Origin of the sequence: Cryobacterium sp. M23 (genome assembly GCF_002929655.1) — a bacterium.
In the GTDB taxonomy this organism is placed as follows: domain Bacteria; phylum Actinomycetota; class Actinomycetes; order Actinomycetales; family Microbacteriaceae; genus Cryobacterium; species Cryobacterium sandaracinum.
On record NZ_PJJV01000080.1, the window covers coordinates 55,861 to 69,999 of the forward strand.

General features: G+C 69.4%; 13 protein-coding genes. 9 read left to right on the top strand and 4 right to left on the bottom strand.

Going from position 1 to position 14,139, the window contains the following annotated elements:
- Positions 1–90 precede the first annotated feature (90 nt).
- Both CXY82_RS14140 and CXY82_RS14145 read left to right on the top strand, forming a co-directional pair.
- A complete protein-coding gene (locus CXY82_RS14140) occupies positions 91–363 on the top strand; it encodes a glucose PTS transporter subunit EIIB (RefSeq protein ID WP_255408595.1) in 273 nt (90 codons plus the stop codon).
- Positions 360–860, top strand: a complete 501-nt coding sequence (locus tag CXY82_RS14145; protein WP_104171486.1) for a PTS glucose transporter subunit IIA — start codon at positions 360–362, stop codon at positions 858–860. Before CXY82_RS14140 ends, CXY82_RS14145 begins: the two co-directional genes overlap by 4 nt.
- A 164-nt stretch (positions 861–1,024) precedes the next feature.
- Here the strand turns inward: CXY82_RS14145 and CXY82_RS14150 are convergent, their stop codons facing one another.
- Entirely contained in the window at positions 1,025–1,675 is a 651-nt protein-coding gene (locus CXY82_RS14150; RefSeq protein WP_104171487.1) for a cob(I)yrinic acid a,c-diamide adenosyltransferase, read from the bottom strand.
- A gap of 137 nt (positions 1,676–1,812) precedes the next feature.
- Here CXY82_RS14150 and CXY82_RS14155 point away from each other — a divergent pair, with 137 nt between their 5' ends.
- Positions 1,813–3,522, top strand: a complete 1,710-nt coding sequence (locus tag CXY82_RS14155; protein ID WP_104171488.1) for a BCCT family transporter — start codon at positions 1,813–1,815, stop codon at positions 3,520–3,522.
- Positions 3,523–3,550: 28 nt separating this feature from the next.
- Here CXY82_RS14155 and CXY82_RS18130 read toward each other — a convergent pair whose 3' ends face one another.
- Both CXY82_RS18130 and CXY82_RS14165 read right to left on the bottom strand, forming a co-directional pair.
- Entirely contained in the window at positions 3,551–5,215 is a 1,665-nt protein-coding gene (locus CXY82_RS18130) for an ADP-ribosylglycohydrolase family protein (protein WP_233199356.1), read from the bottom strand.
- Positions 5,216–5,565: 350 nt separating this feature from the next.
- Positions 5,566–7,191 carry a diguanylate cyclase gene (locus CXY82_RS14165; protein WP_158252201.1) on the bottom strand — a complete coding sequence of 542 codons (1,626 nt, stop codon included), beginning with the start codon at positions 7,189–7,191 and terminating at the stop codon, positions 5,566–5,568.
- A gap of 269 nt (positions 7,192–7,460) precedes the next feature.
- Here CXY82_RS14165 and CXY82_RS14170 point away from each other — a divergent pair, with 269 nt between their 5' ends.
- Complete coding sequence (locus CXY82_RS14170) at positions 7,461–7,745, top strand: glutaredoxin family protein (protein ID WP_104171490.1); 285 nt, start codon at positions 7,461–7,463, stop codon at positions 7,743–7,745.
- A gap of 62 nt (positions 7,746–7,807) precedes the next feature.
- Here the strand turns inward: CXY82_RS14170 and CXY82_RS14175 are convergent, their stop codons facing one another.
- Entirely contained in the window at positions 7,808–8,659 is an 852-nt protein-coding gene (locus CXY82_RS14175) for a hypothetical protein (RefSeq protein ID WP_104171491.1), read from the bottom strand.
- 185 nt (positions 8,660–8,844) lie between these two features.
- Between CXY82_RS14175 and CXY82_RS14180 the strand changes: the two genes are divergently transcribed.
- The 5 genes from CXY82_RS14180 to CXY82_RS14200 all read left to right on the top strand — a co-directional run bounded on the left by CXY82_RS14180 (position 8,845) and on the right by CXY82_RS14200 (position 14,085).
- Entirely contained in the window at positions 8,845–9,891 is a 1,047-nt protein-coding gene (locus tag CXY82_RS14180) for a sigma-70 family RNA polymerase sigma factor (RefSeq protein ID WP_104171492.1), read from the top strand.
- Positions 9,892–10,365: 474 nt separating this feature from the next.
- Positions 10,366–11,340, top strand: coding sequence for a ring-cleaving dioxygenase (locus CXY82_RS14185; RefSeq protein WP_104099468.1), 975 nt, complete (start codon positions 10,366–10,368; stop codon positions 11,338–11,340).
- Positions 11,341–11,348: 8 nt separating this feature from the next.
- Positions 11,349–12,053 (top strand): alpha/beta hydrolase, encoded by a 705-nt coding sequence (locus CXY82_RS14190; protein ID WP_104171493.1) that lies wholly within the window; start codon positions 11,349–11,351, stop codon positions 12,051–12,053.
- Between the two features lie 7 nt (positions 12,054–12,060).
- Positions 12,061–13,365 (top strand): maleylacetate reductase, encoded by a 1,305-nt coding sequence (locus tag CXY82_RS14195; protein WP_233199357.1) that lies wholly within the window; start codon positions 12,061–12,063, stop codon positions 13,363–13,365.
- Between the two features lie 333 nt (positions 13,366–13,698).
- The gene (locus tag CXY82_RS14200) at positions 13,699–14,085 is read left to right on the top strand and encodes a hypothetical protein (RefSeq protein WP_104171494.1); all 387 of its coding nucleotides are present in this window, start codon (positions 13,699–13,701) and stop codon (positions 14,083–14,085) included.
- Positions 14,086–14,139: the final 54 nt, after the last annotated feature.

The window sequence follows — 14,139 nt, forward strand, 5'->3', positions numbered from 1 at the left end:
ACTGGTACGATCCAATAGTTAGATCATGAAGGCAGGGACCCCACTTGTCAACACCGAGTGCGGCCCGGGTCTTCGATCGAATCGCAGTCGATGAGCCCGTCGCAGTGCCCACCACAGAAGGAACAGAAGATGACTAGCAAAGCCGCGCAGATCCTGGCCGCCCTCGGCGGAAAAACCAACATCGTCGAAATCGAGGCGTGCATCACTCGCCTGCGCACCGAGGTGACCGACCCCGCGGCCGTGAACGAGGCGGCGCTCAAGGCCGCCGGAGCGCACGGTGTCTTCCGTTCCGGCACCATTGTGCAGGTCGTCGTGGGCCCCGAAGCCGACAACCTGGCCGAGGACATCGAGGACCTGCTATGAGCCCGGCCGCACCCGTGAGCGCCTCCGTGGTCGCCCCCGTGATCGTCCTTTCCCCTGTGCCCGGCCGCGCTGTGGCGCTCGCCGAGGTGCCCGACCCCACCTTCGCCCAGGCCATCGTGGGCCCGGGCGCCGCGATCGACCCGCCCCGCGGCGTGGTCGACGCCATCGCCCCGATCAGCGGCACGCTGCTCAAGGTATTCCCGCACGCCTACGTGATCGTCTCCCCCGACGGTCTGGGTGTGCTTGTGCATTTGGGGATCGACACCGTCGAACTGCACGGCGAGGGCTTCACCCTGCGCGCACAGCAGGGCGACCACGTCTCTGCCGGCGACATCATCGTCACCTGGGACGTGTCGGCCATCGAGGCCACCGGACGCAACCCGATCGTGCCCGTGATCATCCTCGAACAGAAGGCGGAGAACATCACGCTGGCGGATGCCGTCACGGCCGGCGCCCAGCTCGAGTCGGGCGACACCTTCCTGACCGTCACGCGCTGAGCGCCCACCGCTGACCGTCGACCGCGGACGCATCCGCCGGGGGATTCATGGCGCTGGTACTGGTGCTGGTACTCGTGCTCATCGTGCTGCCGCTTGCGGCTCGCCTGCGGCCAGGTCGGAGGTTACGCGGGCGGCCGCGTCGCCGATCTCGGAGAGCAGCACCGTCAGGCGCCGCCGGCACCCGTTTCCGGACGGTCGTCGCCAACCTCTTCCTGCGCCATCGCCCGAGCCGAAGCCTCGGGCACCCACATCACGTCGCCGTGCTCGGCGTTGGCTCCCCGGGCCAGCACGAACATCAGGGACGACAGCCGGTTCAGGTACCGCGCGGTGAGCGGGTCGACGGAGGTCGGGTGCAGGTCGATGGCAACCCACACCGCTCGCTCGGCACGGCGCACGACGCCACGCGCCTGGTAGAGCAGTGCGGCTGCGACCGTTCCGCCGGGGAGAACGAAGCCGCTCAGGTCGGCGGCCTGCTGCGCAAAGTGATCGACGGCACGCTCGAGCCGGGCAAGGTGCGACTCGCGGATGCGTGCCGGCGCCGGCTCGGGGTCGTCGAGGGGCACGGACAGGTCGGCCACCAAATCGTACAGGTCGTTCTGCACGCTGGCGAGCGTACTGGTCACCTCGATGGGCAGGCCACCGGCAGCCATGGCAAAGCTGACGGCCGCGTTGGCCTCGTCGCAGGCTTCGTAGGCGGCGACACGCACGTCGGTCTTGGCCACGTCGCCGTGCCGGCCGAAGGTGGTGCGGCCGGAATCGCCCTTGCCGGTGTAGAGGGCCGGTTGGGCCGGTTCGAATTCTCCGAGGTCAGCCATAGCGGCCACTATAGTAATCGCCGCGCCATCCGCGTAGCGTTTAGGCGAGCCGCAAGCAGTTTTCTTCTCGCACCTTTGGCGGCAGTGACGTGACGGGAACTGTCCGATCGACGGGTGTTCGATCACCGAGGAGCGATATGTCCAAGGAATCAGCAGATGGCATCGAGTCGGAACTCGGGGACGCGGTCAGTGAACCGCACCGAGAGGGCCTGGGCACCATCGACAAAACGGTTTTCGGCGTTTCCGCCGGCATCATCGTGGTGATCTGTCTGGTCGGGGTGCTGTTCACCGAGGCCGTGGGTGACGTTTCGGCATCCGTTCTCGGCTGGGTAACCGGCAACCTCGGCTGGTTGTTCATTCTCGGGGCGTCGGGCTTCGTCATCTTCTCGTTGGTGCTGGCCTTCGGGAGGTACGGCAGCATTCCGCTCTCCCGCGACGGGCAGAGCACCGAGTTCTCGACGGTCTCCTGGGTGTCCATGATGTTCAGTGCAGGCATGGGGATCGGGCTGATGTTCTTCGGCGTGTACGAGCCGGTCACCCACCTGGCGACGCCGCCGCCGTTCGTCGACGCGGCGGCGAACAGCCCGGAGGCTGCCAACGCGGCCATGGCGTACACCTTCTTCCACTGGGGTCTGCATCCGTGGGCGATCTATTCGGTGGTCGGCTTGGCCCTGGCCTACTCCACCTACCGGATGGGCCGCGGCAACCTGATGAGCGCTCCGTTTCAGGCCCTGTTCGGCAAGGAACGGATCGAGGGCAAGGGCTGGGGCAAGCCGATCGACATCCTGGCGATCATCTGCACCCAGTTCGGTTCGGCGACGTCGCTCGGTCTGGGCGCACTGCAGATCGCGGCCGGTGTCTCACTGCTTCGTTCCGGGCAATTCGAGGAGGAACCCGGAACGGTCGTGCCGATCATCATTATCTGCGTGCTGACCGTGGGGGTCGTGTTCTCCGCGGCGAGCGGGGTGGCGAAAGGCATCAAGTGGTTGAGCAACACCAATATGGTGCTGTCGGCCCTACTCGTCGTGTTCGTCTTTGTGGTCGGCCCGACCGTCTTCATCCTGAACCTGTTGCCGTCGTCGATCGGCGTCTATCTGGCCGATCTCGTACCGATGAGCTTCCACTCGGCGGTGTTCGGCGGCGAGGAGTGGCTGGCGAGCTGGACGATCTTCTACTGGGCGTGGTGGATCTCCTGGACCCCGTTCGTAGGCACCTTCATCGCCCGGATCTCCCGCGGCCGCACCATACGTGAGTTCATTCTCGGCGTGCTTCTGGTGCCGACGGGGGTCAGCATCCTGTGGTTCGTCGTCTTCGGCGGCATGGGGTTGAACCTGCAGCTGAACGGTGTCGACATCGCCGGCACCGGCAGTGCGGCGGCCGGCTTCTTCGCGGCGTTGCAGCAGTATCCGTTCTTCATCGGCTCGGCTCTCGTAGTGATGGTGCTCACCGCCGTGTTCTTCGTCAGCGGGGCGGATGCGGGCGCTCTCGTGCTCGGGACGCTGTCGAGTCGCGGTCGAAAGGAGCCCTGGAAGCCGCTGGTGATCCTCTGGGCAACCCTCACCGGCGCCGTCGCTGCGGTTCTGCTGTTCGTGGGCGGGCTGGGTGCCCTGCAGACGTTCACCATCCTCGCGGCGACTCCGTTCGTTCTGATCATCATCGGGCTGTGCGTGTCGCTCTATGTGGATCTGCGTCGTGACCCGTTGCGCCAGCGCACCGTCGGCCCGGTGCGCACCTCCTCGGAGGCGCTCGGCGCGGTCCCGTTCACGAATCCGACCGCGGAGAGCATCAACCTGGGCGCGCAACCGGATGCCGCGTCTCCCCTCGACCCGGATGGCCCTCGACCCTGAGACCGGCTTGTTTTTGCAGGCCGATCGCTCAAGCCTCAGACGCGAGCGCCTGCAGGAACGCGATGTTCGGATGCGCGTGCGGCAGGACATCCGTCACCTCGCGCAGCGCCTGCTCGATCGGGATCCCCCGGTGTCTCGCCGCGTAGAGCGCACCGACCGCGGGCGTGCGACTGACCGCTTGCACGCAGTGCACGAGCACGGTGCGTCCCTCGGCGCGCAGGGCCGCGATGACATCGACGGTGTCCGTGAGCACGAAGTCGAGGTTGGGGTTGGCCTTCTCTGCGGGCTCGTCGATCAGCCAGACCGCAACCTTGTTCTCGGCACGGATGCGGCCGGGCACCTGGGTGCGGCCGACCCGGCAGAGCGACACGACGGCGTCGATTTCCGCTGGCAGGTCACCCAGGATGCCGATCGCACCGAGCCAGACGCCATCGTCGTGCGGGTGCCGCACGAAGGTGGAAATGTCGCCGGAGGTGGAGTAGGGCAGGTGATCGGCGGTAGGCCAAGTGGTGGCGGCACGGTCTTTGCGGGACCGACGGTCGAGCACGGCCACGTCGCGGCGCTTGGCTGCACCAGGCTCGTTCCGGTCGGGGCTGGCCCGGTCGCGGCGCTTGGCTGCACCAGGCTCGTTCCGGTCGGGGCTGGCCCGGTCGCGGCGCTCGGCCAGCCCCGGGGACCTCGACACGCCCGACCACCGGGACCGCCCACCGTCGGCGCGGGCGGCCAGCACACCGCGGCGCACCAATTCGTCGGCGCGCAGTCCCTCCGGCCAGCCGTGCACGATGCGGCGCCAGGCGGCCGGCACCGCGGATGCGCCATAGCGCGCCCCGAGCAGCCCACCGGCGATCGCGGCGACCGTGTCGGTGTCGCGGCCGCCGCGCACGGCGATCTCGAGGGCGTCCTGCAGGTGCCCGGCAGGGGTGGCGGAGACGGTTCCCGCACCGGAAGCGCCACCCGGCGCGCTCCGCGGCTGGCTGATCGCCGACCAGGCCGCCTGCAGCGCCTCCACGACCCAGCCGTTCCGGCTGAAGTCGGAGGGAACGCCGGCCTCGGCCACGATGAAGCGCGCCTCCCAGAGCGCGCGGCGGTCGGCGGGCAGGGCGTCGAGGCCCACCCGCACGTCGAGGGTGCCCTCGAGCACCGCGTGCCGAATGGCCAGGCACCAGAGCACGCAGGCGTCGCCGGCATCCGTTTCATAATGGGTAAGCGTGCTGATCGTGCGGGCAACGCCGGCGAGCGCCACCGGGTCGTCGAGGTAGGCGAGCGCCACGGGCGCCGTGCGCATGAGCGAACCGTTGCCGCCGCTGCGGCCGTGCCGGTCGTGATGGGCGCGGGCGACGACGCGCACCGCGGATGCCGTGGGCTCGGTTCGGGAGAGCACCGCGCGCAGCTGGTTGCCCACGTCCGGTGCCGTGCGGGCCCACTCGACCCAGGCAGCCACGATCTCGTCGAGCACGGCCTCGTCGCGGAGGTCCTGACCGGCCGCGATCGCGTTGACGATCGGCACGGCCATGGAGGTGTCATCGGTCCACTCTCCGGGAGCCCAGTCGAACCCGCCGCCGCCCCTCATCGTGACCACGGCGTCGCTCGCGAGCGGCGGGCCGAACTCGTAGCCGGCGCCGAGGGCGTCGCCACAGGCCATGCCCAGCAGAACGCCGGCGGCGCGGTCCAGTTGTGCGGACGTCAGTTTCAAGCGTTTCCCCCGTGCAATCGTGCGGTCGTGCAGCCAATGAAGTCGGGCTCCGGCAGGCCCGTTTTCCGGGCCCCCCGAGGCACAAACCCCCGCGTCGAGCCTACGGGCGAAACGCCGCATCCGTCGCCGCCGCATTCGAGGGTCAGTGCCGGCCGTGAATCGGGGGTCGTTCGTTTCCCCGCCCGCGGCCCTGCAGCACCTCCGCCCCTAACGAATTCGACGGAGATTTTGCCCATAAACCCTGTTTTCGGCCTCAAACCGACCCTTTTCGGCAAAATCTCCGTCGACTTGGTTCAAGGCCGGGCACGGGGCTCCGGATGCGGGTCTTCGGATGGGGGGCTCCTCGGGTTCTACGCCGCCGACAGCACCACGGCGGTAACCATCTGGTCCCGGCCGGAATCCTTGGCCTGGTAGAGGGCCGCGTCGGCGCGCGCGAGCCAGTCCGCCACGGTCTCGTCCGGGGAGAGTTCGGCCAGGCCGACGCTCACGGTGCAGGCCAGATCGGGCGCCAGGGCACCCCAGTGGTAGCCGCGAACGGAGGCCAGCAGGCGCTCGCACGCCTGCTCGGCACACTCCAGGGTGGTGTCCGCGAAAACGAGCAAGAACTCCTCGCCGCCCACGCGCACGGCCATATCACTGTCCCGGGTGACGGCGCGCAACAGGGTGGCCATGGCGTTCAGCACCTGGTCGCCGGTGGCGTGCCCGTGCTCGTCGTTGACCCGCTTGAAGTGGTCCATGTCGATCATGGCCACGCAGATCGGTTGCCGGGTGTCACGGGAGCGGCCCATCAGGGGCGGCAGCTGGCGGTCGAGCGCCCGGCGATTGGGCAGTCGGGTCAGCGGGTCGGTGTTCGCCTGGTGGTCCAGATCGTCGGCACGGATGCGCAGCCGCGCCGCATCGAGCTGCGACCGCTCCGCCTCGTGGCGGGCCTGCTCGATCCCCAGGGTGTTGATCAGCATCTGGGACTGGATGCCGGCCGTCTCGGTCGTGCGTTTCAGGATCAGGGCGTGCAACTTCTCGAAGTGCCCGAGCGCCTGCTCGAACCGGCCGGACTCCTTGTGCATCTCGAACAAGGCCTGCTGCAGCTTGATGTGCAGAGCCGGATCGTCGTCGAGGGCGGCGACCAGCAGCTGGGCGTTCATCATCGCGGTTGCCCCATCGAGGTCACCCTCGGCCCTGGCCACCTCGGCCAGCTGCGCGTCGTTGTTCTCCTCGAGACTGCGGAACCCGTGCGCCTTCGCCAGACGGCGGGCCCGGCCGGCCTGCTCGCGGGCCTCTTCGTGCTCGCCGAGTTCGATCAGGATGCTGACCAGGTTGGTGCGGGCGATGCTCTCGTAGAAGTTGTGCCGTTGGGCGTGGGCCACGGCCACGGCCTCCCGCACGAGCAGGAGGGCCTGCTTCAGGCCCATCTCCACGTTCATGCCCTGTGCGCTCTGCCGCTGAGCCTGGATCAGGCAGGTGTCACCGAGGTTGTTGAGACCCACGAACCGCGCCTCGGGGTCGTCGATCGTGCGCGTGAGGCCCAGCGCCTGCCGCCCCAGTTCGAGCGCCCGTTCGGACTCGCCCATGCCCTCGTGCACCATCGACGAACGGCTGAGCGCCCAGAATTCGGCCAGGGCGCTGCCACTGCCGCGGGCCGTCTCCACTGCCGCGAGCACGTGGCGCAGCGCCGGTTCGTAGAGCCCCGTGTCGCTGTAGGCCAGTACCAGGGTGCAGTGCACCTTGGACTGCCGCAGCAGATCGCCGGTGCCGTCCAGGAACTCCAGCGCCAACAGTCCCTGCTGAACGGATGCCTCATAGTCGCCCAGTCGCAGCCGATGCAGCGCCAGCAGTTCACGGGCCTGCGCCTGCTGCAGCAGCGTCGCGCCGGCCCGGGCCAGCACCGCCTCGGCCTGCCCGACACCGTCGAGATGGCTCCCGCTCGCGCTCGATCGCTCGCAGTCGGCGAGGAGGTCGTCGATCGAGGATTCTGGCACCGGTTCTGGCGCTGATTCTGGCGCCGGCGCTGCATGAGGCGCTGCTGGTCGTGGCAGGTCGATGGCCGGTTGTCCCCCTGAGTCGTGTGCGGCATCCTGGTCTGAATGCATGTTCAGTCCCCCAACTGTTCGTGCTCAGACTGAACCTAGCAGTCGGCCTGCCTCAAAAAACCGGTTCTCGAGGGCATCGACGATGGCCCTCTGCCCCAAAACGAGGCGCACGCACGCCGACCCGCGGGGCACTCAGGGTGCCGACCTAGGATGAGTTCATGACCGACCTCGCCGCTCCCCCTGCTTCCGACGCCCAGCGCCTGACCATGTTCGGGGCGGAGTGGTGCGGCGACTGCCGCCGCTCGAAGAAACTGCTCGACGCGCGGAACGTCGACTACGACTACGTCGACCTCCTGCTCGTGGGGGACGGCGCCGACCGTGCCCACGCGATCAGCGGCCGCACCCAGATCCCGGTGATCCTGTTCCCGGACGGCACCCACGTGGTGGAGCCCAGCGATTCGACTCTGCATGCGAAGCTGACCCAGCTCGGCAGCATCCGCTAACCGGCTCGCTTGCCCTCTCCGCAGCGGGGGCCGGCTCGCCTGCCCGAGTGCCTGCGCCCGGTTCAGGGGAAGTAGTCGGCGAGCACGTGCGCGGTCACGAGCGCGAGCTTGCGGTCGAGCCGCTCATACAGGGGCATCAGTGCCGTGGCGCCCGAGGTCGTGTGTACCACCCCGGCAGAGTCGAAGATCGCGATCGGCTCGAGGTCGCGCAGCAGCGCCCAAAACGGCTGGAAGAAGTACACGCTGCGACCGCCCGCCTCGAACTCATCGAGGGTCATCGCGACACACTCGGCCCGCGCCCGAACGGTGGAGGGGAAGTCGCGGAAGAACTCGCATCCGGGGTTCTCCGGATCTTCGTCGTGCAGCATGGGCGCCGGAACCGCGTACCACTCGTACCGGTCGTTGGTCGCGGTGGCCAGCGCGCTGGCGATCACCCGGTAGGTCAGCGCCCGGGCGGACGTGGCCGGTGTGGTCTTCGGGATGCCGAGTCCGGTCGCCACCTCGATACGCTTGACGATCGTGTGCGGGTTGAGCGCGGCCAGCATCTGGATCCAGCTGATTTTTTGCACGACCCCGTTGACCAGGAATTTGCAACCGCCCTCGAGGTCCCACTGCACGCTCATGCCGTCCTGCTCGTCATGCACGATCAGGAGGCGGTCGGCCTCGTCGACTTCCACCCCGGAGATGCGGAGATGCGGATGCCGCCGCACCAGTTCGCTCGCTATCCACCACATCTGGGCGGTGAGGAAGCGGTCCGCCGGCGGGTTGTAGACCTCGTAGCCGTCGACCTCGCTCTCGCTGACGCCGCCGCTAACGCCGCCGCTGTCGCCGCTGTCGCCGCTGTCGCCACCGCTGTCGCCGCCACTGTCGGGCAGAAAGTTCTCGCCGGAATCGTTTGACTCTGCATCACTCATAGTCGCGTCCCTCCACTCGATACGGCTCTGCCCGCTCATCATCGTCGATCCCGGCCCCGAGCGAAACTCCCCGTTCGAGGTCGGTCGGCGCACGGGGTTCCTGCACAGCCGGACCCGTGCGGTGATTCTGCACACGCTGCGTCGGCCCCGAGGTCCCGACCCCGGCCCGCGCCTACGGTACCGGCATGACCATCGCCGAGAGCCGTTCCCGTTCCCGTCACCGCTTCTCCGCCGATTCCGTGGGCGCCTACCTGCACGAGATCGGCCGTGTGCCGCTCCTGACCAAGACGGATGAGATCGAGCTCGCCCAGCGCATCGAGGTCGGGCTGCTCGCAGCGGAGAGACTCTCACGGCTGCGGCCGGGTGCTTCCGGCGAGGGGGCCGCCGACCTCGGGGAGGAGCTCCGCTGGCTCGCGGCCGACGGCGGGCGGGCCATGAATCACCTTATCTGCGCGAATCTCCGGCTGGTGGTGTCCGTGGCCCGGCACTTTACCGGCCGCGGGCTCGACCTCCTCGACCTGATCCAGGAAGGCAATCTCGGCCTGATCCGGGCGGCCCCACGTTTCGACCACACCCGCGGTTTCAAGTTCTCGACCTATGCCACCTGGTGGATCCGCCAGAGCATTCAACGCGCGCTGGCCGACCAGGCCCGAACCATCCGTCTCCCGGCCTACCAGGTCGAGGCGCTCACCGCCCTCAACCAGGTGCAGCACCGGCTGCGGCAGCGGTTCGGCCGCGACGGCACCATCGCGGAACTCGGCCAGGCCAGCGGGCTCACCACGCAACAGATCCTGATGCTGCGGAACCACACCGGCCAGCCGCGGTCGATCGACGCCCCGGTCTGGGCCGACCTCGGCAGCGGCCTCGAGAACGTGCCCTTCGGCGACACCATTTCGGATGTCGCGGCGCTCGACCCGTGCGACGCCGCCGGCCGCACCCTCCTGCTGGAGCGCCTCGCCTGCCACCTCTCCCTCCTGCCCGACCGCGAAGCCAGCGTCCTGAGCATGCGGTACGGCCTCGGCGGCGACATCCCGAAGCCCCGGCGGGAGATCGGAGCGCACTTCGGTGTGTCCTGCGACCGGGTGCGGCAGATCGAGCTTCAGGCCCTGGCCCGGCTGCGGCCTCCGTTAGCCTCCGGGCGGGTTCCCGGGGCGCGGGTCAGCGCCAGCGCGGAGACTGCGGAACGGGGCGGCGGCAAGTTCGCGGCAGTATCCGTTTCTCGAAGTGCTTGACGGCGAATCCTCCGCGAGCGTACCTTCAAACTGTCGCCCCGGACCCCGGCGACCGCACTGGTAAAGCCGACTGAGGGGGTTCGATGTTTGGGAACGCGGGTGCACAACCGCCGAAGGACGCCGAAGGCCGGGATTTGATCTCCGAGGCGTCGTGCTCGGTGCCGCCGGGGCTGGCGTGTCCCGCAGAGAGCAGCATCTCCCTGGTGAACGACGATTCGGTCGGGAACTGGCTCGAGGACTTGCCGGAGCGTTCCTGGGATGTCGGCCCGGGAGAGTAGTCCCGTCGGCCCGGCCCGAGGCGGCCCGAGCGGCGCATTCGCCCTCGCGCGGGAGCTGCACGAGCCTGGGAATGAATCCACAGAAACATGTGTTTGCATAGAAGTCGGCATCACGCCGGACTGCGCAGCTCAGAACGCGCATGCCAGACCCGACGCCAACAGCATACCGACCAGCTTCCCGCCAGAAAGGGACCCCGTGACTCCGCACACCTCCGGACTGCACCACGTCACCGCGATTGCCGGTGCACCGCAGCGCAACATCGACTTCTACGTGACCGGCCTCGGCCTGCGGCTCGTGAAGAAAACGGTCAACTTCGACGACCCCGGCACCTACCACCTCTATTACGGGGATGACGCGGGCCGCCCGGGTTCGCTGCTCACCTTCTTCCCCTGGACGGGCATCTCCAGCGGGCGCCCCGGCTCGGGCCAGTCCACGTCCACCGCGTTCTCGGTGCCGGCCGGCAGCCTCGGCTGGTGGGCCGGCCACTTCAGGCAACTCGGCGTCGAATCCGAATTCGTGCGCCGCTCCGCCGACGAGGAACGCCTCTCCCTGCGTGACCCCGACGGCCTGCAGCTGGACCTCGTGGCCTCGTCGACGGTTGATCCGCGCAATCCGTGGGACTCGGCATCCGTGCCCGCCGAGTACGCGGTGCGCGGCCAGCATTCCTCGGTGCTCACCGTCGCCGACCCGACCGGCACCGTCGAGGTGCTCACCCGCGACCTCGGCATGCACGTGATCGAGGAGACAACCGACCGCATCCGGGTGGGTGCCGGCGACGGAGCCCCCGGCAACATCGTGGACATCCTCGCCGACCCGAACGGACAGGTCGGCCTGACCGCCGGCGGCAGCGTGCACCACATCGCGTTCCGGGTGCCGGACAAGACCACGCAGGAGCAGTGGCGCCAGGAACTCGTCGCGCGCGGCTACGGCGTGACGGCGATCCTCGACCGGCAGTACTTCACGTCGATCTATTTTCGCGAGCCCGGCGGCGTCTTGTTCGAGATCGCGACGGACACCCCCGGCTTCGACATCGACGAGCCACTGCTGGAACTGGGCCGCTCGCTCAAGCTGCCGCCGTGGCTAGAGCCCAGCCGGGACCAGATCGAGCGCGCCGTCGTTCCGATCACCCTGCCGAGCGAGAACAACCCGGCCCTCGTCGCGGAGAAGTAGGACCCTCGATGACCGAGCAACGCGACTCCCCACAGACCGATCTCGACTGGGTGCACGTTTTCCGGGCGGGTTCGCCGACGGCATCCGGCGACTCGGGCCCGCCCGGCTCAGACCCGACGGATGTCTCCGCCCCCGTGCTGTTGATGCTGCACGGCACCGGCGGTGATGAGCAGGAGATCCTCGCCCTTGCCGACGCGCTCGACCCCGGCGCGACCGTGCTCGCGCCGCGCGGGCGCGTCACCGAGGGCGGCATGCTGCGCTGGTTCCGCCGCCTCTCCGAGGGCGTGTTCGACGTCGAGGACGTGGTGCTGCGGGCCGGCGAACTGGCCGGTTTCATCGCCCGGGCCCGGCAGCACTACGACCTCGGCGGGCGCCGCATTATCGCCGTGGGCTTCTCCAACGGGGCCAACATCGCCCTGGCCACGGCCCTGCTGCACCCCGACGTGCTCGACCGGGTCGTCGCGTTCTCCGGCATGTTCCCGCTCGACGATCGCGCGCTGGCCACGGACCTCGCCGACACGACGGTGCTGATGCTCAACGGACGCTCCGACTTGATGGCCCCGCTCGCGAGCGCCGACCGGGCCGCCGCCACCCTCCTCGGGCGCGGCGCCCAGGTCGACCGCGAGCTGCGCGACGGCGGTCACGGCATCGCCGCCACGGATGTCGCCGCCGCCCGAGCCTGGCTGGCCCGCCCCATGCAGACCCGCGCGTAGGCGTGCCGTGAGGGAGCAGCCCGTCGGGCCGGGCCTCGATTTCGAGTATCGAACGCAGCGACAGCGCGTGCTCTTCGGCACCGGGCGGGCCGGCGAGCTGCTCGGCAAGGTGCTCGGCGAGCAGCCGGCCACGGTGCAGGCCGGCGGCACGGTGCAGGCCGGTGGCACCGGCACCAGCACGGCGAGCGTGATCGCTACGGCGGGCACCTTGGGCGCCAGCGGCACCCCCGGCGCCAGCGGCACCCCCGGCGCCCCGCGCGTGATGGTGATCGCGACCCGGCGGGAACTGGAGCGGTCCGCGGCGGTGCTCGCCGGCATCCGTTCGGTGCTGGTGTTCGATGAGGTCGTGCAGCACGTTCCGGCGGAGTCGGCCGAGCGCGCCCATCGGGCGGCCCAGGCGGCTCGCGTCGACGTGATCGTTGCCCTCGGCGGCGGGTCGGCGATCGGGTTGGCCAAGATTCTCGCGTTGCGCAGCGAGCGGACCGGCGGACTGCCGATCGTGGCGGTGCCCACCACCTATTCCGGTTCGGAGGCCACCGCGGTCTGGGGGCTGGTCGAAAACGGGGTGAAGACCACCGGGTTCGATCCGAGGGTCCTGCCCGGCACCGTGATCTACGACGCCGACCTCACGCTGTCCCTCCCCCGCGAGCTGAGCGTGTCCAGCGCGCTGAACGCCCTCGCCCACGCCGTCGACGCCCTCTGGGCCCCGGGCGCGAACCCGGTCAGCGCGCTGCTCGCCGCTGAGGGAATCCGGATGCTGGCCCACGCCCTGCCGCGAATCGCCGTGGCTCCCGGGGCCGGCCCGCACACCGCGGAGGCGGCCGGCTCGGACACATCGGAGAGCGATCCGGTTCTGGGGGGCGGCGGCATCCACGGAGCCCTGGCCGCCCGGAAGGATGCCCTCTATGGCGCGTATCTGTCGGCGAGCGCGTTCTCCAGCACCGGTTCGGGCCTGCATCACACGATCTGTCACGTGCTGGGCGGGGCTTTCGGGCTGCCGCACGCGCAGACGCACGCGATCGTGCTGCCGCATGTGGTCGCCCTCAACGCGCCCGCCGCCACCGAGGCCGAGGCGCGGATAGCCGCCGCCCTGGGCTCGCGCACCGCCGTCGAAGGGTTACTCGCCCTGCGGGACAGCCTGCACGCACCGACTGCGCTGCGGGACTTCGGGTTTCAGGAGTCGGACATCGCCCGGGCCGTGGCACTGATCCTGCCGGCCGTTCCCGCGTCGAACCCGCGCGCGGTCACCCCCGACGACCTGACTCTGCTGCTGCGGAATGCCTGGTCCGGCGCCGCCCCGGGCGGGCGCTAGCCGCTGGGCGGGCGGTGCGGGCGGTCTGCTCAGGCCGTCTGCTCAGGCCGTCTCCTCGGGCCGCGTTCCGATCACTCGGCGGTCCGTCTCGTCCGCGAACCGCCCAGTGTCGCCGTTTCTGCCCAATGACGCCGCTCTACCGGCGACGCTGGGCAGCAACGGCGACTCTCAGCGCAGCAGCGGGCCTCCACCGCCAAAACCGACATGTGCGGTCGAGTGTCACGAGGGAGTGGCCCCGCCGACGCCAACACGCACCCCGCAGGCCCCGCCCGCCGGTTCCATTTGCCACAGACACCTTTCGCGCTAGGCTGCCAGCGGAAAAAGGGAGACACGATGAGCTACACGGAAAGCGGTGACGGTGCCGAGCGGTACAACACCAACCAGAACGGGTCCGAGCAGAGCATGGTTCCCGTCGAACGGACCCCCGCGGAGGCCACCGACCGCCTCTCGCGGAAGTTCGCGCAGGAATCGAGGCTGCGCATCCTCCGGAGCAAGGCCGCCGTCGCCCGGTCCGAAGTCGACGCGCTGGCTGCCGTGCACCTCGACCCCGACACCCTCGAGGACCTGCTCGACACGGCCAGCCCGCGGGCGGCCGAACGATTGCGCACATCCGAGCACGAGATCAGCGTGCGCGTCGCCGACGCCCGTGAGAAGGCGGAAGCCGCCGAGGCCGCATACGAGCAGGCCGTGCTCGACGACTTCGACGAGGCCGAGCGCTAACCACACCGAACACGTCACACGGCGACGGATGCCGCACACCGGCATCCGTCTTCT